We start from the raw sequence: 21,360 nt of genomic DNA, 5'->3' as shown, positions 1-21,360 counted from the left end.
ACTTTAATTAAAAGACCCACAAATATAACAATATGAGTACAAAAACAGTTGCTTACGTTCCTAATAAGGTTAAAGATATTTCATTAGCCGCTTGGGGAAGAAAAGAAATTGAATTAGCCGAAGCTGAAATGCCAGGTTTAATGAGCTTACGCGAAGAGTACAAAGATACTCAACCGCTTAAAGGCGCACGTATAGCCGGGTGTTTACACATGACTATACAAACAGCCGTTTTAATTGAAACATTACAAGCTTTAGGTGCCGAAGTAACTTGGAGTTCTTGTAACATTTTCTCTACACAAGACCACGCTGCTGCTGCAATTGCTGATGCTGGAACTGCTGTTTACGCTTGGAAAAACATGAACGAAGAAGAATTTGATTGGTGTATAGAACAAACGCTTTTCTTTGGTGAAGACAGAAAACCTTTAAACATGATTCTTGATGATGGTGGCGATTTAACAAACATGGTTTTAGATAAATATCCAGAGTTAGTATCTGGTATTAAAGGCTTAAGTGAAGAAACCACAACAGGCGTACACCGTTTATACGAGCGCGTTAAAAACGGTACATTACCAATGCCAGCAATTAACGTAAATGATTCTGTTACAAAAAGTAAATTTGACAACAAATACGGCTGTAAAGAAAGTGCTGTTGATGCCATACGTCGTGCAACCGATGTTATGCTAGCTGGTAAAAGAGTTGTAGTTTGTGGTTATGGTGATGTTGGTAAAGGTACTGCTGCGTCATTCCGTGGTGCTGGTTCTATTGTTACTGTAACAGAAATAGACCCCATTTGTGCATTACAAGCCGCAATGGACGGTTTTGAAGTTAAAAAACTAGAAACTGTTGTTGGTAATGCCGATGTTGTAATTACAACTACCGGTAACAAAGATATTGTTAGAAGTGAGCATTTTGAAGCTATGAAAGACAAAACTATTGTTTGCAACATTGGGCATTTTGATAACGAAATAGACATGGCTTGGTTAAACACAAACCACGGAAACACTAAAGTTGAAATTAAGCCACAAGTTGACAAATACACCATTAATGGTAAAGATATTATTGTTTTAGCCGAAGGCCGTTTAGTAAACTTAGGCTGTGCAACAGGCCACCCTAGTTTTGTTATGAGTAACTCATTTACTAACCAAACATTGGCTCAAATTGAACTTTGGAACAACGCTGATGCTTACAATAATGATGTTTACATGCTACCAAAACATTTAGATGAAAAAGTAGCAAAACTACACTTAGCTAAAATTGGTGTTGAATTAACTGAACTGCGTGAAGACCAAGCTACATATATAGGTGTAACCGTTGAAGGACCATACAAACCTGAACATTACAGATATTAATAATAATTCTCAAAAAAAGCGAGAATTTCATAATATAAAAAAATCCCAAGCAATAATGTTTGGGATTTTTTATTTTCCTTTTATTTTTTCTGGCAATTGCTAAAGCACCACGCTTTCCGCTGTATCTTTTTTGTAATAATATGCCATAAGTATTTTGGTATTTAAAGTCTTAAATGATACTTTATTTAAAAATTAAAACTCATTTAGGGCTTAACAAAAAAGGATGCCGCATCAATCGTTATTGCTACACGTCTTTTGGTTCATATTCCCGTTCAAAATACCACCATAAACTAGAGTCTATTGAAGATTTCATTCTGTTTATATCTACATTATCTTTTAAAAAAACGGTTAAATTTTCATCAACCCGATTACGCTCTACACTATTTCTAATTTCAATAGCGTCAATTTCATTAAAATGTTCAAGGTGTTTTTTTATTCTACTATCAAGTGATACATCACCTAAAAAAATTTTAATGGTAGGTTGCATTGGGGAATTCCTAATTTCAGATCTAAATGGAAGCATACCTATATTTTTTAAAGTGTATTACATAAATTTAGTAATTTTTTTTAAAAAAATCAATAAAAAAAGCCCTTCACCTGAAAAGGAAAAGGACTTTTCTATAAAACAAATAATAATTACTCCTCTAATTTAAGCTTTTTTAAGTCATGAAAAAAGAACGTTTTGTCATTATTCATACTAACAAATAATCCGTTTGGAAATGCACTCCCTAAAGCTGTTGTTGTAACATCACAACCATCAGTTTCAGTGGTGCCTAAATTCACTTCTTTTATAAAAGCGTTCGTTTTAACATCAAAAACATTAAATGTACCTGCTTGTTGGTTTGATACTATTAAAAATGATTTATTAGGGTAATGCGCAATAGCAATGCCTTCAATATCTTCTTTAAAATACTCACCGCCAAAACAGAAAATTTCTTTATCGCCTTTACTAGGTTCGGCATGGTATTTTCTAATACAATGCCCTTCATCAGAATAATAAACAATACCTTCTTTATTGTTTACAGCAATGGCTTCAATTTCTTTTTTACCACTAAACTCACCAAACTTTCTAACCAAATTTGCGTGCACACCTACACTATCAGTAGTTAATTCATACTGATACAAATATGCTTTTTTAGGACCTGTTTTTCTACCTACAATGGCATATAACTTGTTAGTTTTTTCAGATTTATATAGTGCTATACCCATTGGTAAATTAGTTTCGGGTAGTGTAGCATCTGTAAAAACTTTAAAACCACCTTTATCTAAAGGTTTCATATCTGGAACTGAAAATAAACGTATTTGTTTACGCTCTCTTTCGGTAAATGCTATAACATCTACTTGAGTGGAATCGTTTATTTGAAAGCCGTAAGCAACATCAACGTTATTTGGTCGTTTTAAACCCCTAATAGTTTTATTTTCAACTACTTTACCATTCAGGTTAAAAGCGTAAATAGCGCCTTCAGTGTTTTTATCGGTGCCAAAAACAATACTTTTAGATGTATCGTTTTTGTTTATCCAAATTGCGGGGTCATCAGTATCATGCAATGTCTTTTCCGTAATAACATTAGGCGCTATTACAGGCAACTTTTTCCCGCATGATACAATTAGTAACCCTACAATTAATATTATAAACTTATGCATTTAAAAGAGCTAGTTTTTTGGTTTAAAAATATCATATTTTAAACCAAACGTAAGGCGTCTTCCGTAATACTCTGCTTGCATAGTTCTATTTTTCACACCTTGAAAATAACGTAATGGTTGATCTGTAATGTTATTAACATCAACATATAAACGTAAGTTGTCATTAAATGCATATGAAGCATTAAAATCTAACAAGAATTGCTCATCATAATGCCTATCTTCAAAAGCACTACCACCAATTTCATCAATATAAGCATCAGAATAATTAGCTGATAAACGGATGTTTAATTTTTTACTGTTGTAAGCCAAAGAGCCGTTAAACATATTTGGTGCTGTACCTGGCAAATCTAAATCGGTTCTTTCATCGCCATCTTCATTTCTAACACCATCTGCACTAGAGGTTAAATATGTATAGTTAGCCATTAGGCTTAAGTTTTTAAGAAAGCCTGGTAAGAAATCTAACTGACGTTGAAAAGATACCTCTGCACCTAGTATACTTGCATCATCACCATTTTGTGGCTGAAAAGCATCATAGCCTGTAGCGGCATCTTCAAATTGGTACACATAAATAAAATCACTAATGTCTTTGTAAAACGCACCTCCTGAAAGAATACCAACGCCTTTAAAGTAATGTTCTGCCATTACATCAAAATTCATAGATTCTGTAGCGCTTAATTCTGGGTTACCTAAAAATATTTCTTCGTCGTCGTTTACAACATCAACAGTAGGAACAACATCGGCATAATTTGGTCTAGCCAATGTATTTGTCCATGCAAAACGTAAAATAGTATTATCACTTACGTTATATTTAAAATGTACACCAGGTAAAATATGTACGTAATCTTTTTCATCAGTAATAGTTCCTACTAAATCTTCTTCATCTTCAATTTGGTTACCAGTAGCTTCAGTTTTTGTACTTTCAACACGTACACCAACCATTACATTTAATTTATCAGATAGTTTTTGCTCTGTCATGGCATAAGCAGCATACACTTTTTCTTCAACATTGTAGTTAGCTCTAAGGTATTCATCTGGCACATCAGATTTTTCAAAAGCATCTTCATTATTTAAATTTAATTGACCTAAATATTCAGGATCTGCAAAAAAACCTGCAGCGTATTGGCTACCTGCCAAATAATCTTTATCTGTTTGATCTACTAATGGTAAACCGGTTAAGGTATCAAAAAACGGCGATAATGGTTCAAACTCAAAAAAGTTATTGTCTCTTTGTTTTTCTTTTAATTTAATTCTACCACCAAATTTTAAAAACCCATTAGCGCTATTAAAAATATTTAAAGGTAATTTGAAGTTTGCAAACACATTAAAATCTTTTTCATCGGTATATTGATTTTCTTCGGTAATTTCACCAAACTCAAAATTACTTGGTACATTATCACCGCTGTTTGCAGGAGTGAATAAAGGAAATTCAGAATCTGCTACATGGTTATTTATTATGTATTTAGATTCGTATTCCATATAACGTTCGTTTAAACGTTCTTCAGAAGCTTTAGCGTATGAAGCCATCCAATCAAACTCTAATTTTCCAAATAAATGCTCGCCACCTAAGCTGTAGTTTTGCATGCGCTGATCTTCTAATCGGGCATTTTTATTTCTATCATTATCAATACCACCTTTAGTTTGTCTTTTTACTTCAACAGGAAACATGGTTGGTACATTATTGGTAATTGTAAAATCGCCTATTTCAATATCTTCAGCATCTAAAATTTCATGTTCTAATCTGTAACGGTTTTCTCTATCGTCTCTCCAGTTATACATAGACTTTAAATACACTTTGTTATTGGCATTGAAAGCATAATCTAAATTTACCGAAAAACTTCTGCGAATACGTTGTACTATATATGTTCTTTGCTCAAACACATTAGCGTATGGGTTTACTTCCATTTCAACCTCTTCATCAGTGTTAGCATCATAATATGCAAACTCATCAGTCCATTCAGCTTCAATATTATCTGATCCGAAATCCGAATCGTTCATAGATGCTGAAGCCATCCAACCAAACTTTCCGTTTTTAGATTTATCGCCAATTAAAAATGAAGCGTTAACAATACGTTTATCTGTTATAAAATTAATACCCGAGCCAAGAGTTGCAGCAGCTCTAAAACCGTTTGGTGATGTTCTTGTAACTAAATTTACAGAGCCTCCAAGTGCATCGGCATCCATATCTGGAGTTACAGCTTTATTAACTTCAATAAGTTGAATCATATCTGAAGGAATAAGATCCATTTGAATGTTTCTGTTATCGCCTTCAGCCGACGGTATTCTACTACCATTTAAAGTAACAGAATTTAATTGAGGCGCTAAACCACGTACAATAACGTTACGTGCTTCACCTTGATCAACCTGCATAGTTATACCTGGTATACGCTTAACGGCATCGCCAATATTAGCATCTGGGAATTTCCCTATTTGATCTGTAGACACAACATTTGTTATGTTTTGTTTATTTTTTTGTGCATTTAAAGCTTTTGCTTGCCCATTGTTATAACTATTAATAACAACGTTTTCAAGCTCTAAAGCTTTGGTTCTAATAAAAATAGTAACACTTACAGTTTTTCCTGCTTGTACTTCAACTTGAGTTTCTGTATCAGCATAACCTAAATACATTACTTTAATGGTTTTGTTTCCTTCAGAAACATTTACGAAAAGAAATTTACCATCGGCATCAGAAATTACACCTTTATTATCAGCTTCAATTAAAATATTTGCAAAAGGTACTGGTAAGCCTTTTTCATCAATAATTGCACCTTGAATATTTCCATTTTGAGAGAACCCTAAAAACGAAAACAACAAAGCGAAAAGTAAAATTACATGTTGTTTTTTCATTATGTGTTTATTGTTAGTTATAATGTGCGAAATAACAAAACACATAAACCAAGCTTATTAAATAAGATTTAAGTTAAGGTTATAAACACATAAGAAAACACTTACTTTTTAAACTAATTTAACATTATGAAAAACTTTAGTAAACATATGTATTACTACAACAACGAATTGTTGAAATCATAACGAAAATTTTAATAAACCCATTTGTAATAAAACCAAACTCATATATAAAGCTACACCTATTAATGGTTAAATACTTTTACATAACTAACATTAAAACAATTTTATGATGAAAAAATTACTTAAACAATTAACTTTTACAACAGGTGTAATGATAGCTTCAACTATGTTTGCACAAAACCCAACAGTTACTTTTGATAATGTACCTGCCGAAATTGAAGCTACAACATATAATTTATCTGCTAGTGATCAATTAGTATTTACTATAGACAATATACCTGATAACAATACAACAATAACTGCAAACCTTAGGGTGTATGTTGCTGGTAGTACCGCAAACGGCAGTAAAAAAATGCAGAGAACATTTAATATTGATGCTACAAGTAATGCATCTGATAGTTTTTATTCATTTGTAGAGTCAGCGGGTACAAACGCAAATACAATAAAACGCGTTTACACCTACACACAATTAATCCCCAATACAAGCGGCAGCGGTGTTGGTGGAGATTATATTATAAATGAAACTTATGATATTTTAGTTAGATTGGTTGGAGGAGCCCCATCTCCTGATGATACTAACAGCAACTCTGTAATGCCTGCTACTACTATGAAAGCAGTTGCAGATAATACTTTAAGTATTAATAAAATGAATATTATTGGTAGTGTTTATCCAAATCCCGTAAGTACTAAATTGTTTATTAGTAATACTGTAAAAACTAACACATACAAAATAACTAACTTACTAGGCAACACCGTAAAAGAGGTTAAAGCTAACGGAAGTATTGATGTTTCAGATTTATCTGCAGGCATTTATGTTTTAGTTACCGATGCTGGTATTGCTAAATTTGTGAAGAAATAATTAAAACACACTCTTACAGAAAACATAAAGCCCTTTCTAAAAATAGAAAGGGCTTTTATATTTTAACAAATACACTTAATTAAGCTTCAAAAGGCTCAATAGAAACATATGATTTGTTATCTTTTTTCTTAGTAAATTTTACAATACCATCTACTTTGGCATGTAATGTATGATCTTTTGAAGAGTATACATTCTCACCTGGGTGATGTGTGTTACCTCTTTGTCTTACGATAATGTTACCAGCAATTGCTGCTTGACCACCAAAAATTTTAACACCTAAGCGTTTCGATTCTGATTCTCTACCGTTTTTCGAACTTCCGACTCCTTTTTTATGTGCCATTTTATTTCGATTTTAAGTTTTTATGAATATAAGAACTAAAGCTTAAGCCTTACCTCCGTCTAATTCGTCTTGCCATTTTTTAAGTTCATCCCACTTACCTTCAGCAGCTAATTTAGCTTGCGCTGGCCAAGTGTCTGTAACATGGTTACCTCTTACATCAGCAATTATTTCAGAAATTTTTTCTGGAGTAGAAGCTGCTAAATCTGCAAATGTTGCAATACCAGCCTCAACCAATGTTGATGCAATTTTAGGACCTATACCTTCAACCTTCTTTAAATCATCAGCTTTTCCTGTTGCTTTTTTAGCTGCAGGTTTTGCCGCTGCCTTTGGAGCTTCTTTTTTTGCTGGAGCAGCTTTTTTAGCTCCTGAAGCCGCAATACTTTCAATTACTATTTCAGTTAAAGCTTGACGATGACCATTTTTTACACGGTAACCTTTACGTCTTTTCTTTTTGAAAACAATAACTTTATCACCTTTAAGGTGCTTAACAACTTTTGCTCCTACTTGAGCTCCGTTTATAGCCGGGGCGCCTACAGTTACATTGTCTCCATCTGCAATTAAAAGAACATTATCAAAAGCAACGCTGCTTCCTTCTTCTCCTTGTAAACGGTTAACAAAAACTTTTTGGTCTTTTTCAACTTTAAATTGATGCCCTGCTATCTCTACAATTGCGTACATAGCGTAACGTTTTTATTAATTAATTTTATATAAATAACACTTTTGAATCTTCAAAAGCGGATGCAAATATACTGCTAATTAATTAATCTACAAACGTTTTATTGATTTTGAAGAATATTTCTGCTACTTTTAAAAAGTTGCATAACAGATAACGTTGCAACTACGGTTGTTGCAAACCCCATTACAGCAACTATAAATGTTATCATACCTATATCTACACTAAAACTACCGCTTAAATTTTGTAATAATGACGACAAGAAACCTGGACTTATTTCTGTTGAATAAAACAAAAAGAAAATTGTAAAAAATAATGTAGCTACAAAACCTGTTGTTAAACCCGTTTCAAAACCTTCTCTATATGAAAAGCTGTTTGATAAATATATTTTTCTGTACCTTACTGCTTCATACACTCCAAACCCTGTTATAACAGCATTAAAAAAACTAAATGCAGGATTTATGTGTTTATTAAATAATGATAGTATTAAAAAATAAGCTATTAAAACGGCACTTGTAACAAGGCCAAACCTAATGGATAGTGATAATTTCTTCATGGTGAATTTAGTTTAGTGCTCATTAATTTACTAAAAATTTAGCACTTTTAATAATTAACACACCTTAAACTAACTATTTGGGTCCTTTTCGCTTGTGCGACAGATACACCCCAATTAAAATTATAACGGTTGCAACACCCTGCATAAAACCAAACTGTTCGCCGTCAATTAAACCCCAAAAAACCGCTATTATTGGCATAACATACGTAACAGACGATGCAAATACTGGCGATGATATTTGCACAAGCTTATTAAACATTACTTTAGCTAATGCTGTGCCAAACAAAGCTAACACCAACATATATAAAAGTGCCGGTTTTATTTCTGGGTTTGAAAGTGTTTCTTCTTTAAAAAAACCAGTAGACACCAATACTACAATAGCTGGTATAACAATGGCAACAAAATTACCAACTGTTATTGTTAAAGCATTCATTGTTTGCAAATAACGCTTTATTATGTTAACATTTGCAGCATACATTACTGTGGCTATTATTACTAATGATGCGTATAAGTAGTTTTGATTAGGGTTTAAAGCTGCCCCATTAAATATTAACATTACTGTACCAACTAAACCAACCAAAACACCAATTACCTGCCTATTTGTTGACGCTACTTTAAAAATTAAAGCGCCTAATATAATAGTATTTAGCGGCACCAAAGAATTTAAAATAGATGCTACAGAACTATCAATTTCAGTTTCAGCAAAAGCAAAGAGAAATGACGGAAAAAAAGTACCAAAAAAGCCGGCTAGCGCTACCCATTTCCATTCTGAACGCTTTATGGCTTTTACTCTTTTAAATCCTATAATTAATAAAATTATAGTTGTAAATATTGTTCTTACTGCACCAAGTTGTAAAGGCGTTAAACCTACTAATGCCTTTTTAATTAGAATAAAAGAACTACCCCAAATTAATGAAAGAACAATTAAATAAAACCATTTAATATTTTTACCCATAGCTTATTTTGAATTACAAAATTGCAACTTTTAACACAATTAAACGTTATTTATTTAGTAATTTTGCCTTAAAAGAAATGCTAATTTATAAGTGCTTAATTAGCATAAATATTAATTTGTAATTAAAAAAGGTTAATCTTTATAATCCCGTACCAATGAACACTTTAAAAACATTCGCAATTTTAATTGTTATGGTTATTACTTTAGCTAGTTGTAAAAACGAAACAAAAGCCGAGGTTAAAACAATTGAAGTTGCCACAGAAACAACCAAAGAAATTGACCCAAATGCTACGTATGCAAAAGCAGAATTTACTATTGATGGTATGACATGCGAAATTGGTTGCGCTAAAACCATTGAGAAGAAATTAGGTAAAATGGATGGCGTAAAATCGGCTAAAGTTGATTTTGAAAACAAATTAGCTATGGTAGAATTTAACGAAGCTAAAGTTACTACAACATCGTTGGAAGAAACAGTAACAAAGGTTGCTGATATTTATAAAGTTAGCAACATGAAAACAGTTGATGCTTTTTCAGCTAATTAATAAATTGAATATAATATAAAAAAAGCTTCTTTACAAAGAAGCTTTTTTTATTTCCACTTAATACTTTCCATTAAGCGCATAATATCTTTTTGCAGGTAATTGGCTGCAGGTAAAATAGAGTCATAATTTGGCTTTGCATAAAAATACAATGAGCCTGTTAAAAAGTGGTTTACACTATCTGTAACGTAAAACTGTGCTGGCGATGCTACATTACCTTTAACCTCTGACAGCAAACCATATACGTTTTGTACTTTATTTTCATAAGGCGTTACAGGTATTTCATCTGCCTTTTTTGTATGCTCTAGGGTGAATTTTTGTGCATCTTTTAAAAAATCATTTAAATAATTTTTATTGCCTTCAACCGCTTTATAGGTTAAAAAAATTGTGCCTTTCAATTTTGGGTATTCTATATTTATGGCATAACTTTTTGTAGGCGCAGGCATTACTTTAGCTTCAGCTTTGGTTGCCATTATATTTTTTTCAAATGAAAAAGGTAAATTTAAATTAGCTTTTATGTATTTAGCCTCAGGATAATCTAAGCGTAAAAAAGCTTTTGGCTTTGGCTTGTAATCATCAGCACAACTTGTTAGTACTATAATTAAAAACAGACTTACTATTAACCTCATTAAAGTATGGTAAATTTTACTAGTTTTATTCTTTTTTTATCTAAAGCTTCAATAGTAAAAACGTAGTTTTCAAAATTTATTTTACTGTTTAGCTTTGGAAAACTACCTGAAATTTCTAAAACAAAACCTGCAATGGTTTCAGCTTCGCCTTTATTAGTTTCAAAAATAGTTTCGTTTTCAATTTTTGCAATTTTATAAATGTCTTTCAACGTTGTTTTCCCTTCAAAAACATAATTATTATCGTCTAATTTAGAGTATTGCAAATCTTCATCATCGAACTCATCGCTTATATCTCCAACAATTTCTTCTATGATATCTTCTAAAGAAATTAGGCCCGAAGTGCCTCCGTACTCATCAACCACAACAGCCAAATGCACTTTTTTCTCTTGGAATTCAGACATTAAATCGTCTAATTTTTTGTTTTCGGGCACAAAAAATGGCTCTCTGAGTAGGTTTACCCAGTTAAACTGTTTTTTATTTATGTGTGGTAGTAAATCTTTAACGTAAAGTATTCCTTTTATTTGATCTATGTTATCTTCATAAACCGGAATTCTAGAATAACCATTGGCTATTATTTCTGGCATTATTTCGGTATACTTTTGTTCTATATTTAGTGCAAAAATATCCATACGCGGACGCATAACCTGTTTAGTATCTGTGTTACCAAAAGATACAATGCCCTGTAATATTTTGTGTTCTTCGGTTGTGGTATCTTCTTCACTTGTTAACTCTAAGGCTTGTGATAATTGATCTACACTTAAATTAGATTTTTGTTTACCTAATTTATTATGAATGGCCAAAGTTACACTTTGCATTGGCGAACTTAACGGTGAAAACAACACATTTAAAACCTTAAGTGGTATTGCCATAAACATTGCAAATTTTACATTGTTTCTGCTGGCATAAATTTTAGGAAGTATTTCACCAAAAAGCAATATTAAAAAGGTAATTACTATAACTTCTAATACAAATTTTATGGTGGGATCTGTTACGTTTTTAAACATAAAATCTCCTAAAAAAGCAAACAAAATAACCGTAGCTATATTTATAAAATTATTGGCTACAAGTATGGTTGCTAATAATTTTTTGGGCTGCTCTAACAATGCAGACACAATTTGCATATGTTTTGCATTGGTTTCTAAACCGCTTTCAATATCGTTTTTTGAAAGCGAAAACATAGCCACTTCTGCGCCAGATATAAGCGCAGAACATGCTAAAAGTACAAATAGCAATATAAAACTTGAAACTAATGAAACGTTTATTGCAATTATTAAACTTAAAAAACTGGTGGGATCAGGATCCAAATGTTTGGGTTTTAGTTAAACAAAAGTTATAAACTGTTGCGTTTTTAGAATGGAAGATCGTCATCATCATTTTGAACAGGTGCTCCACTAACCGTGTTTTGAGCTTGGTTTGATGGTTTTGGTTGAGATTGCGCTGCATTATTTGCTGCATTGTTTTCACTTTCTTGTTTAGTAGTTAAAAACGTAAAATCTGTGCACTGTATTTCTGTACTGTAACGCTCTAAACCTTTATCATCTTGCCATTTACGGGTTTTTAAACGCCCTTCAATATAAACTTTATCGCCTTTACTTAGGTATTTTTCACAAATTTCGGCACCTTTATTTCTAACAACAATGTTATGCCACTCTGTATTAGTAACACGCTCATTTGTTTGTTTGTTTGTATAGGTTTCATTGGTTGCTAACGGGAATCTGCCTACGCATCCGCCTCCTTCAAAATAATGCATTTTCACTTCATCACCCAAATGCCCAATTAGCATTACCTTATTTAATGTTCCTGACATAGCTTTGTTTATTTTAATGCAAAATTACTTAATTGTAAGTCCATTTTTTAAAATTAATAAAAAAATATGATTTTCTAATTTTATTTAAACTGAAAAGCCTCAATAAAATTACCAATTAAAACAGGTACAGCATAAGCTTTTACATCTTTAAAAACAACACCTTTAACGGGCAATTTATTTACATTAACAATCCAGAATTTAGTGTATAAATGTTGGTGTGATAATTTATGTACTATACTATCTTTATTATACAGAGACAATTGAAATGATTGTTTTTTTAAAAGTGTTTCAGTTTTTAATTGTTCACTAAAAACATCAAAATCTGCATCTTGTTTTGTTTCAACTAAAGGAAATTGATATAGGTTTTGCCAAATACCTTTACCTGTTCGTTTTTCTAAAATAGTTTTGCCGTCTTCAGAAATAAAAACTAAAAAATTAAAGTATCGTTTTTTTACTTTATTAGCTTTTAACTTTACTGGTAATGTTTTTACCATATTTTTTGCCAAGGCTTCGCATGAAGTATTCAATGGACATATGTTACAATTAGGACTCTGCGGTTTACACTGTATAGCACCAAACTCCATAATGGCTTGGTTATAATCTGCCGGATTTTTAGCATCAATTAAAGTTTGCGCTAATGTTTTAAAGTATTTTACACCTTTTGTTGTATTAATAGGTATGTTTACCCCAAAATATCGTGCTAAAACTCTGTAAACATTACCATCAACTACCGCTGTGTTTTCATTAAAGCATATTGACGCAATGGCACTAGCCGTATAATCGCCCACACCTTTTAACTTTAACAAGTCTTTGTAATTACTAGGAAACGTACCGTTTAAATCATTTACAACATATTTTGCCGCTGCATGTAAATTTCTAGCTCTAGAATAATACCCTAATCCTTGCCATAATTTTAACACATCGCTTTCTTGGGCTTCGGCCAAATGAAAAACCGATGGAAAAGCCTTTAAAAAAGCATAATAATAAGGTAACCCTTGTTTAACTTGTGTTTGTTGTAAGATAATTTCTGACAACCAAATGTTATACGGATTTTTAGTGTCTCGCCAAGGAAGACTTCTTTTATTAACTGAATACCAGCTAGTTATTGTTTTTGTAAATTGCATTTAAAAAAATTACACAAAGCGCTAAAATAATAGTTTATAATATTAAATTTTAATGAATTAGGTTTGAAATATTGAATATTAAATTCCTATATTTGCAACCCTTAAAAAAATTATATAGTAATCTAAAATAAATTAATTAAAATGACGAAGGCTGATTTAGTAGCAAAAATCTCTGAGAAATTAGGTATTGAAAAAGGAGATGTACAAGCAACGGTGGAATCTTTCATGGAAGAGGTAAAAACTTCTTTAGAAAGTGGTGATAATGTATACTTAAGAGGTTTTGGTAGCTTTATTATAAAAACAAGAGCAGAAAAAACTGGTAGAAATATTTCAAAAAATACAACTATTAAAATTCCTGCACACAATATTCCAGCTTTTAAGCCGGCAAAAGTTTTTGTTGAAGGCGTTAAAACTAACGTAGACGTAAAATAATACATGTGCTGAATTTGTTTTCAGCATTTAAAATAAATCATTAATTTAAACACTCTATTTATGCCAAGTGGTAAAAAACGTAAAAGACATAAGGTAGCTACGCATAAACGTAAAAAGCGTAGACGCGCAAACCGTCACAAAAAGAAAAAATAAATCAAAAAAGTAGTTAGGTTAACTACTTTTTTGGTTATTAAAACAAAACGTTCTTTGAAATGAGTTCTTTTTAATAAGAGCTCCACGGTAACCCCGATTACACTATCGGGACCTGTGAAATTATACACCGCAAACAAGCGTTGTATAATTAAAAATATTGTTTAATCCATCTGTACAATTCAGTAAACAGTGTTCAGTTTTAGTAAACAGTAAAACACTGTGAACTGTAAACTGCTACTGCATACTAAAAGGTATGGATAAAAATTAACTACATGGATAAAGAATTGATTATTCGTTCTAGTTCAGAAACCGTTGATTTTGCCTTATTAAAAGATGGAAAACTAATTGAATTACAAAAAGATGAAGATGACAACAATTTTTCTGTTGGTGATGTGTTTATAGCCAAAATAAGAAAAACTGTACCAGGTTTAAATGCTGCATTTGTTAATGTAGGTTATGAAAAAGATGCGTTTTTGCATTATCATGATTTAGGCCCAAAACTACCTTCGCTTTTAAAATTCATTAAACGTGTAAGCACAGGTAAACTAAAAGATTACTCTTTAAAAAATTTCCCATTTGAAAAAGATATTGATAAAGACGGCAAAATTACCGACGCTCTGAAATCAAATCAATCGCTATTAGTACAAATAGTAAAAGAACCTATATCTACAAAAGGCCCAAGAATAAGCTCTGAGCTTTCTATTGCCGGCAGATATATAGTTTTAGTACCATTTTCTAGCAGAATTTCTATATCACAAAAAATAGAAGATCGAGAAGAAAAAGACCGCCTAAAACGTTTGGTTAAAAGTATTACACCACAAGGATTTGGCGTAATAGTACGTACGGTAGCACAAGGCAAAAAAGTAGCCGAACTAGATAAAGATTTACAACATTTGCTTAGTCGATGGACTAACATGTGTAAAAAGCTACATAAAGCCCATTTTCCCAGTAAAGTGTTAGGTGAAATGAACAAAGCCTCGTCTATATTACGAGACATTTTTAATGACACCTTTACTGCTATTCATGTTGATGATGAAGAGCTTTATTATCAAGTAAAAGATTATTTGCAAGAAATTGCACCAAAGAAAGAATCAATAGTTAAATTGTATCAGTCAAAAATTCCAATTTTTGAAAAATTTGGAATTGAAAGACAAATTAAAACCTCATTTGGCAGAACCGTATCTATGGCAAAAGGCGCCTATTTGGTGGTAGAACACACCGAAGCCCTCCATGTTATTGATGTTAATAGCGGTAACAGATCAAACAAATCAAACAACCAAGAAGACACCGCTTTAGAAGTTAACTTAATTGCAGCTACAGAAATTGCGCGTCAATTACGCCTACGCGATATGGGCGGAATTATAGTTGTAGATTTTATTGATATGACTAATGCTGAAAACAGGCAAAAGCTCTTTAATCATTTAAGAGATGAAATGAAAGATGACAGAGCTAAACATAAAATTTTGCCGCCAAGTAAATTTGGATTGATACAAATAACAAGGCAACGTGTACGCCCAGAATTAGATATTAAAACCCGTGAAGAAAATCCTAACGGTGTTAATGGTGCTGAAATTGAAGCACCCATTGGGCTAGTACAAAAAATTACGCATGACCTTGAACAACTATACAGAAAAGACTATAAAAAGTTGACTTTAAACACACATCCTTTTATAGCAGCCTTTTTAACAAAAGGTTTTCCATCTATTCGTTCAAAATGGTTTTTTGAACACAAAAAATGGGTTAAAATTTTACCAAGAGATGCTTACACATACCTAGAATATCACTTTTTTGATAAAAAAGGTAATCAGTTAAAATAAAATTAAACCCGCTACTTTATGCAAGTTAGCGGGTTTTTTTGTTTTTTATCGGTGTTTTTAAATTATTTATTTACATTTGTTAACACCAAAACATTAATTATGAATACAATATACCTACTTACTTATTTTAAATTGAGCCATAACTCTACAAGTTCATTTTAAAATTTAAAGCTATAATTCATTTTTCACTTCGCAAACAAAAACACCAAAGCATGCAAAAAAAATACCTTGTTTATTTTGCTTTATTTATTAGTGTGAATCTATTTTCACAAAATTTCAGATCAATCTGGAATACTAATAACATAGAATCTGGTTCTTCTGCAAATAACCAAATAACGGTTCCTACAAACCCAGCCTATACATATAACTACACCGTAAATTGGGGTGATGGCAACACTGATGTTGGTGTTACAGGAAACATAACTCACAATTACGCAACAGCCGGTACTTATACCGTAGAAATTAGTGGTACTTTTCCATCTATTTATTTTAATGACGATAATGCTAACGACAAATTGAAAATTATCGAAATATTAGAGTGGGGTTCTTCCATACAATGGCAAACCATGGAAAATGCGTTTTTTGGTTGTGAAAACCTCAATTTTGATTTAATTGATGCCCCCAATCTTTCACAAACAAGCTCTTTAGAAAACATGTTTCGCAACTGTAGAGCTTTCAATGGAATAGTTAACAATTGGGATATCAGTACAATTCAAAACTTAAATAGCACTTTTGATGGTTGTAATATTTTTAACAGGCCATTAGACAGTTGGAATACAAGTGCTGTTACCACCATGGCTAGAACTTTTAAAAACTGTTATGCATTTAACGAACCTTTAGACAATTGGAACACTGCCCTAGTAACAGATATGAGTGAACTGTTTAATGGTGCAACACAATTTAATCAAAACATTAATAATTGGAATGTAAGTAGAGTAACTAATATGTCTGCCACGTTTCAAACTGCTTTATCATATACACACCCTTTAAATAACTGGGTAGTAGATAATGTTACAAATATGGCTTACATGTTTTATAGGTGCAGAGAGTTCAATCAACCTTTAAACAATTGGAATGTAAGTAACGTAACCGATATGTCTTATATGTTTTATGGGTTTTTAGATATGCCTTTTAACCAAGATATAAGTAACTGGAATGTTAGTAATGTTACAAACATGGCTTATATGTTTAGAAGATGTGCTGATTTTAATCAACCACTAAATGGGTGGAATGTAAGTAACGTTACTGATATGAATCACATGTTTGAAGGTGCTGAAAATTTCAACCAACCACTAAACAACTGGAATGTAAGTAATGTAACAAACATGGAAGGAATGTTTAGTGGGGATAACCAAAGTATGGCGTTTAACCAACCATTAAATAATTGGGTTGTTAGCAATGTTACCAATATGAGCGAAATGTTTAGCAGCTCAAGTTCATTTGCCCAACCTTTAAACAATTGGGATGTTAGCAATGTAACAGATATGTCTGATATGTTTAGAAATGCCGATAGTTTTAATCAGCCTTTAAATAGTTGGGTTACCACTAACCTTATCAATATTCAAGGTATGTTTCAACAAAACGACATATTTAACCAACCTTTAGATAATTGGAATATTAATAATGTTAGAAATTTAGCTTCAGTTTTTTCAAGAGCAACAAATTTTAACCAACCTTTAAATACTTGGAATGTTAGTAATGTTACCAACATGGGCAGCGCATTTAATGGAGCTTCATCTTTCAATCAAGACTTAGGAAGCTGGAACATGTCATCTGCCTCCAACATAAATAACATGTTATCCAATAGTGGTATTTCTCAAGAAAACTACGATAATATTTTAATAGCCTGGTCTGCTCAAACTTTAAATTCTGGTTTAACATTAGGCGCTACAAATTTACAATATTGTGATGCTTTAAACCAAAGACAAAGTTTAATAGATGACGATGGTTGGACGATTACAGGAGATGCCGTTAACTGCTCTTATGTACTTTGTACCGAAATAACAATGCCAGCTGCAGGAGACACCATGACACCTGCAAATAGTGATATTAGATGGAATGCAGCACCAAATGCTGATGGGTATAGAGTTACTTTAGAAATTGAACGTGGCGGCTCTAGAAATTACGCAACCATTGGTGGTAATACTGCTAATAATTATGATGTAGGCAATGTTGTTGGTTTAAGCTTTACCAATGAGTTTTTACCTGGCGATACTGTTTATGTTACTGTTGTTCCTTACAACACTGAAGGACCTGCAACGGGCTGCCAAGAACTATCATTTACAGTGGTTGAAAGTTGGGTTAATAGTCCTGATGCTTTTAAAATTACAATTGATACTAGAAATTTAAACACCAATTCTACTGCAGCAAACCAATATAGAATAGAATTAAATGACGGATATCCTGATTATTTAACCTACAATTTTAATATTGATTGGGGCGATGGACAATACAGTAATAATGTTACTAATGATATTACACACACATACTTAAACCCCGGTATTTATACCATTGCTATAATAGGAGATTTCCCATCATATCGTCAATCTTCAAGTAATAGAGATAATTTAAAACTTATATCTATGGACCAATGGGGCACGCAAATTTGGGGAAGTATGAATCAAGCTTTTTATTTCTGTGAAAACATGGAGTATAACGCTACAGACATTCCTAATCTTACGCAGGTTACCAACATGTCTAGAATGTTTAGAAGAGCTTACTTGTTTAACACAAATATTAATAACTGGAATGTTAGCAATGTTACAAACATGGATAATATGTTCTATCAAGCAAGAATATATAATCAACCCATGGATAATTGGGATGTTAGTAACGTTACTTCAATGAATAACATGTTTAATGCAGCTGAGGCCTTTAACCAAAATATAGACACTTGGAATGTAAGTAATGTAACATCTATAGAATATATGTTTGCAAATACTGATAATTTTAATCAACCTCTAAATTCTTGGAATGTAAGCAATGTAACCTCAATGAAATCAGTATTTCAAAGAGCTCAAGCTTTTAACCAACCACTAAACAATTGGGTTGTAGATAATGTTACTTCTATGGAAGAAATGTTTAATTATTCCGAAGTTTTTAATCAAAATATAGACAACTGGAATGTTTCTAATGTTACAACCATGAGAGGCATGTTCAATGGTGCTAGAAGTTTTAATCTACCTTTAAACTCTTGGAATGTAAGCAATGTTACAACCATGGATTCTATGTTTAGCACAACACCTGTTTTTAACCAACCGCTAAATAATTGGAATGTTGCATCGGTTACTAATATGAGGTCTATGTTCAGTGGTTCTACATTATTCAATCAAAATATAAACTCTTGGAACGTTACTAATGTTATTAACATGAGTTACATGTTTAGTTATGCGAGAAGTTTTAATGAACCCTTAAATAACTGGGATGTGAATTCTGTAGTAAACATGTCAGCAATGTTTCGAGGAACAACCGTTTTTAATCAACCACTAAACAACTGGGAAGTAAGTGCAGTAGCCAATATGAGCAATATGTTTGAAGATGCCGAAGCTTTCAATCAACCACTTAACAGCTGGGATGTAAGCTCTGTAACTTTAATGCCTTCAATGTTTGAAGGTGCTTCTGCCTTTAATCAAAATATCAATTCTTGGAATGTAGCCGTTGTAACCAATTTCGAAGCCATGTTTAAAGAAGCAACTTCATTTAATCAACCTTTAGACAATTGGAATACAGGAGAAGCACAAAATATGGCCTCAATGTTTTATGACGCAACAGTATTTAATCAAAACATTGATAATTGGAATACTACCTTCGTAACCACAATGGAAGACATGTTTAGAGAAGCGCGTGCATTTAATCAATCCTTAAACTCTTGGAATGTAGCTTCGGTAACCACTATGAAAGGCATGTTTCAAAATGCCATAACCTTTAATGGCGATATAGATAGTTGGAATGTAAGAGCTGTAACCACTATGGCCGATATGTTTAATGGTGCATCAGCCTTTAACAAACCTTTAAATAATTGGCGTACTACTAACGTAACAACTATGTATAGAATGTTTCAAGATGCCATTGCTTTTAATCAACCGTTAAATCAATGGTTATTTGGTAATGTTACAATGCGGGCTATGTTTAATGATGCAACGGCATTTAATCAATATTTAGGCGATTGGGATATTAGTGGCGTTACCGATATGAGAAACATGCTAGACGACACCGCCTTAACACGTGAAAATTACGACAATACACTAATAGCATGGTCTGAACAAACCTTAACTTCAGGAATTACTTTAGGCGCTGCATCGCTTTTATATTGTGATGCTCAAGACGAGCGTCAATCTATAATAGATAATTTTGGCTGGACAATAAATTCAGATATTCTCGATTGCCCTATACCAGAATGCACACAATTAACCTCGCCTTTAAACGGAAGTACCAATGTACCCGTTAACACCAATATTACTTGGGAACACGCACTTTATGCCGAAGGTTATTATGTAACAGTTGGTACAACTCCTGGTGGCAATGATATATTAGATAATGAAAATGTAATTAATGATACGTCATACGAGTTTACAACAAACTTCAATAACGGAGACATCATTTATGTTACTATTGTTCCTTATAATTATGTTGGAAATGCCGTAGGACCATGTACTGAAGAAAGTTTTACAATCTCAAACAATCCAGCAACGGTACCAGATTGTACAACCTTAATTGACCCTCTAAATGGAGCAACAGGTGTAACAGTATCAACCAATTTAATTTGGAATGCTATCTCAAACGCCGATGGCTATAAACTATCTGTTGGCACTACTACAGGCGGAACAGATGTAGTAAATAATGAAGATGTAGGTAATGTAACCGAGTATGATTTTACTACCAATTTACCAGAAGACACCAATATTTTTGTAACCATTATACCTTATAATGAAGAAGGTGATGCTACAAGTTGTTCCGAAGAATCATTCAGAACAGAGTTTATTCCTGTACCGCCAGCATGTACAACGTTAACAAATCCTGTTGATAGCGCCACTAATGTTCCTGTTTCCACTAGCTTAACATGGAATGCAATTAGCGATGCTACAGGCTATTTACTTAGTGTTGGTACAACATCTGGAGGCGTAGAAATTGTAAACAGTATTGATGTTGGTAATGTAACAACCTATAATTTTTCAAGTAATTTACAAGACAACAGAGTTTATTTTGTGAGAATAACGCCGTATAATGCTGTAGGAGATGCTAGTGGTTGTTCCGAGGAGTCTTTTACAACTGCTGCAGCACCAACAGCACCAACTTGTACAAACTTAACGAGTCCGCTTAACGGCGCTACCAATGTTTCAATTGCTACAGATTTAACGTGGAATGCCATTACTGATGCCACAGGCTACAGACTAACAGTAGGCACAACTTCTGGAGGAACTGATATTTTAAACAACCAAGATGTTGGTAATGTAACTACG

General features: G+C 32.6%; 17 protein-coding genes. 6 read left to right on the top strand and 11 right to left on the bottom strand.

The window, feature by feature from the left end; all coding sequences use genetic code 11:
• The first annotated feature begins 32 nt into the window (after nucleotides 1–32).
• Nucleotides 33–1,349 carry an adenosylhomocysteinase gene (ahcY, locus tag FUA26_RS08780; protein ID WP_147134575.1) on the top strand — a complete coding sequence of 439 codons (1,317 nt, stop codon included), beginning with the start codon at nucleotides 33–35 and terminating at the stop codon, nucleotides 1,347–1,349.
• A 244-nt stretch (nucleotides 1,350–1,593) separates the two neighbouring features.
• Here the strand turns inward: ahcY and FUA26_RS08775 are convergent, their stop codons facing one another.
• The 3 genes from FUA26_RS08775 to FUA26_RS08765 form a co-directional block, all read right to left on the bottom strand.
• Complete coding sequence (locus FUA26_RS08775; protein WP_147134572.1) at nucleotides 1,594–1,872, bottom strand: hypothetical protein; 279 nt, start codon at nucleotides 1,870–1,872, stop codon at nucleotides 1,594–1,596.
• A 113-nt stretch (nucleotides 1,873–1,985) separates the two neighbouring features.
• Nucleotides 1,986–2,993, bottom strand: a complete 1,008-nt coding sequence (locus tag FUA26_RS08770; RefSeq protein ID WP_147134569.1) for a phytase — start codon at nucleotides 2,991–2,993, stop codon at nucleotides 1,986–1,988.
• Nucleotides 2,994–3,002: 9 nt separating this feature from the next.
• The gene (locus FUA26_RS08765; RefSeq protein WP_147134566.1) at nucleotides 3,003–5,837 is read right to left on the bottom strand and encodes a TonB-dependent receptor; all 2,835 of its coding nucleotides are present in this window, start codon (nucleotides 5,835–5,837) and stop codon (nucleotides 3,003–3,005) included.
• 286 nt (nucleotides 5,838–6,123) lie between these two features.
• Between FUA26_RS08765 and FUA26_RS08760 the strand changes: the two genes are divergently transcribed.
• Nucleotides 6,124–6,876 (top strand): T9SS type A sorting domain-containing protein, encoded by a 753-nt coding sequence (locus tag FUA26_RS08760; RefSeq protein ID WP_147134563.1) that lies wholly within the window; start codon nucleotides 6,124–6,126, stop codon nucleotides 6,874–6,876.
• A gap of 79 nt (nucleotides 6,877–6,955) precedes the next feature.
• Here FUA26_RS08760 and rpmA read toward each other — a convergent pair whose 3' ends face one another.
• The 4 genes from rpmA to FUA26_RS08740 form a co-directional block, all read right to left on the bottom strand.
• Nucleotides 6,956–7,216 carry a 50S ribosomal protein L27 gene (gene rpmA / locus FUA26_RS08755; RefSeq protein WP_076698461.1) on the bottom strand — a complete coding sequence of 87 codons (261 nt, stop codon included), beginning with the start codon at nucleotides 7,214–7,216 and terminating at the stop codon, nucleotides 6,956–6,958.
• A gap of 42 nt (nucleotides 7,217–7,258) precedes the next feature.
• Nucleotides 7,259–7,894, bottom strand: a complete 636-nt coding sequence (rplU, locus tag FUA26_RS08750; protein ID WP_147134560.1) for a 50S ribosomal protein L21 — start codon at nucleotides 7,892–7,894, stop codon at nucleotides 7,259–7,261.
• A gap of 98 nt (nucleotides 7,895–7,992) precedes the next feature.
• Nucleotides 7,993–8,445 carry a DUF4199 domain-containing protein gene (locus tag FUA26_RS08745; protein WP_147134557.1) on the bottom strand — a complete coding sequence of 151 codons (453 nt, stop codon included), beginning with the start codon at nucleotides 8,443–8,445 and terminating at the stop codon, nucleotides 7,993–7,995.
• 73 nt (nucleotides 8,446–8,518) lie between these two features.
• On the bottom strand, nucleotides 8,519–9,400 hold the full coding sequence (locus tag FUA26_RS08740; protein WP_147134554.1) for a DMT family transporter: 882 nt from the start codon (nucleotides 9,398–9,400) through the stop codon (nucleotides 8,519–8,521).
• 155 nt (nucleotides 9,401–9,555) lie between these two features.
• On the opposite strand from FUA26_RS08740, the gene FUA26_RS08735 reads away from it, so the two are divergent.
• Entirely contained in the window at nucleotides 9,556–9,942 is a 387-nt protein-coding gene (locus FUA26_RS08735) for a heavy-metal-associated domain-containing protein (protein WP_147134551.1), read from the top strand.
• Nucleotides 9,943–9,989: 47 nt separating this feature from the next.
• On the opposite strand, the gene gldD is transcribed toward FUA26_RS08735, so the two are convergent.
• The 4 genes from gldD to mutY all read right to left on the bottom strand — a co-directional run bounded on the left by gldD (nucleotide 9,990) and on the right by mutY (nucleotide 13,499).
• The gene (gldD, locus tag FUA26_RS08730; RefSeq protein ID WP_147134548.1) at nucleotides 9,990–10,568 is read right to left on the bottom strand and encodes a gliding motility lipoprotein GldD; all 579 of its coding nucleotides are present in this window, start codon (nucleotides 10,566–10,568) and stop codon (nucleotides 9,990–9,992) included.
• Nucleotides 10,568–11,872 (bottom strand): gliding motility-associated protein GldE, encoded by a 1,305-nt coding sequence (locus FUA26_RS08725; protein WP_147134545.1) that lies wholly within the window; start codon nucleotides 11,870–11,872, stop codon nucleotides 10,568–10,570. Before FUA26_RS08725 ends, gldD begins: the two co-directional genes overlap by 1 nt.
• A gap of 44 nt (nucleotides 11,873–11,916) precedes the next feature.
• Complete coding sequence (locus tag FUA26_RS08720) at nucleotides 11,917–12,375, bottom strand: single-stranded DNA-binding protein (protein ID WP_147134542.1); 459 nt, start codon at nucleotides 12,373–12,375, stop codon at nucleotides 11,917–11,919.
• An 80-nt stretch (nucleotides 12,376–12,455) separates the two neighbouring features.
• Nucleotides 12,456–13,499, bottom strand: a complete 1,044-nt coding sequence (mutY, locus tag FUA26_RS08715; protein ID WP_147134539.1) for an A/G-specific adenine glycosylase — start codon at nucleotides 13,497–13,499, stop codon at nucleotides 12,456–12,458.
• A 141-nt stretch (nucleotides 13,500–13,640) separates the two neighbouring features.
• Here mutY and FUA26_RS08710 point away from each other — a divergent pair, with 141 nt between their 5' ends.
• The 3 genes from FUA26_RS08710 to FUA26_RS08700 all read left to right on the top strand — a co-directional run.
• Nucleotides 13,641–13,931 (top strand): HU family DNA-binding protein, encoded by a 291-nt coding sequence (locus tag FUA26_RS08710; protein ID WP_076698473.1) that lies wholly within the window; start codon nucleotides 13,641–13,643, stop codon nucleotides 13,929–13,931.
• Between the two features lie 425 nt (nucleotides 13,932–14,356).
• Nucleotides 14,357–15,901, top strand: a complete 1,545-nt coding sequence (locus tag FUA26_RS08705) for an Rne/Rng family ribonuclease (RefSeq protein WP_147134536.1) — start codon at nucleotides 14,357–14,359, stop codon at nucleotides 15,899–15,901.
• A gap of 212 nt (nucleotides 15,902–16,113) precedes the next feature.
• On the top strand, nucleotides 16,114–21,360 hold a 5,247-nt coding region (locus FUA26_RS08700), incomplete at its 3' end, for a BspA family leucine-rich repeat surface protein (protein WP_147134533.1).

The sequence above is a fragment of the Seonamhaeicola algicola genome, from assembly GCF_007997385.1.
Classification (GTDB): Bacteria; Bacteroidota; Bacteroidia; order Flavobacteriales; family Flavobacteriaceae; genus Seonamhaeicola; species Seonamhaeicola algicola.
The sequence above is the reverse complement of the archived record's forward strand: the minus strand, read 5'-3'. Positions and strand labels throughout refer to the sequence as shown.

What these genes read in the sequence shown, in the direction of transcription:
- ahcY (WP_147134575.1), top strand. Translation starts at nt 33, where the DNA reads ATGAGTACAAAAACAGTTGCTTACGTTCCTAATAAGGTTAAAGATATT.
- FUA26_RS08775 (WP_147134572.1), bottom strand. Translation starts at nt 1,872, where the DNA reads ATGCTTCCATTTAGATCTGAAATTAGGAATTCCCCAATGCAACCTACC.
- FUA26_RS08770 (WP_147134569.1), bottom strand. Translation starts at nt 2,993, where the DNA reads ATGCATAAGTTTATAATATTAATTGTAGGGTTACTAATTGTATCATGC.
- FUA26_RS08765 (WP_147134566.1), bottom strand. Translation starts at nt 5,837, where the DNA reads ATGAAAAAACAACATGTAATTTTACTTTTCGCTTTGTTGTTTTCGTTT.
- FUA26_RS08760 (WP_147134563.1), top strand. Translation starts at nt 6,124, where the DNA reads ATGATGAAAAAATTACTTAAACAATTAACTTTTACAACAGGTGTAATG.
- rpmA (WP_076698461.1), bottom strand. Translation starts at nt 7,216, where the DNA reads ATGGCACATAAAAAAGGAGTCGGAAGTTCGAAAAACGGTAGAGAATCA.
- rplU (WP_147134560.1), bottom strand. Translation starts at nt 7,894, where the DNA reads ATGTACGCAATTGTAGAGATAGCAGGGCATCAATTTAAAGTTGAAAAA.
- FUA26_RS08745 (WP_147134557.1), bottom strand. Translation starts at nt 8,445, where the DNA reads ATGAAGAAATTATCACTATCCATTAGGTTTGGCCTTGTTACAAGTGCC.
- FUA26_RS08740 (WP_147134554.1), bottom strand. Translation starts at nt 9,400, where the DNA reads ATGGGTAAAAATATTAAATGGTTTTATTTAATTGTTCTTTCATTAATT.
- FUA26_RS08735 (WP_147134551.1), top strand. Translation starts at nt 9,556, where the DNA reads ATGAACACTTTAAAAACATTCGCAATTTTAATTGTTATGGTTATTACT.
- gldD (WP_147134548.1), bottom strand. Translation starts at nt 10,568, where the DNA reads ATGAGGTTAATAGTAAGTCTGTTTTTAATTATAGTACTAACAAGTTGT.
- FUA26_RS08720 (WP_147134542.1), bottom strand. Translation starts at nt 12,375, where the DNA reads ATGTCAGGAACATTAAATAAGGTAATGCTAATTGGGCATTTGGGTGAT.
- mutY (WP_147134539.1), bottom strand. Translation starts at nt 13,499, where the DNA reads ATGCAATTTACAAAAACAATAACTAGCTGGTATTCAGTTAATAAAAGA.
- FUA26_RS08710 (WP_076698473.1), top strand. Translation starts at nt 13,641, where the DNA reads ATGACGAAGGCTGATTTAGTAGCAAAAATCTCTGAGAAATTAGGTATT.
- FUA26_RS08705 (WP_147134536.1), top strand. Translation starts at nt 14,357, where the DNA reads ATGGATAAAGAATTGATTATTCGTTCTAGTTCAGAAACCGTTGATTTT.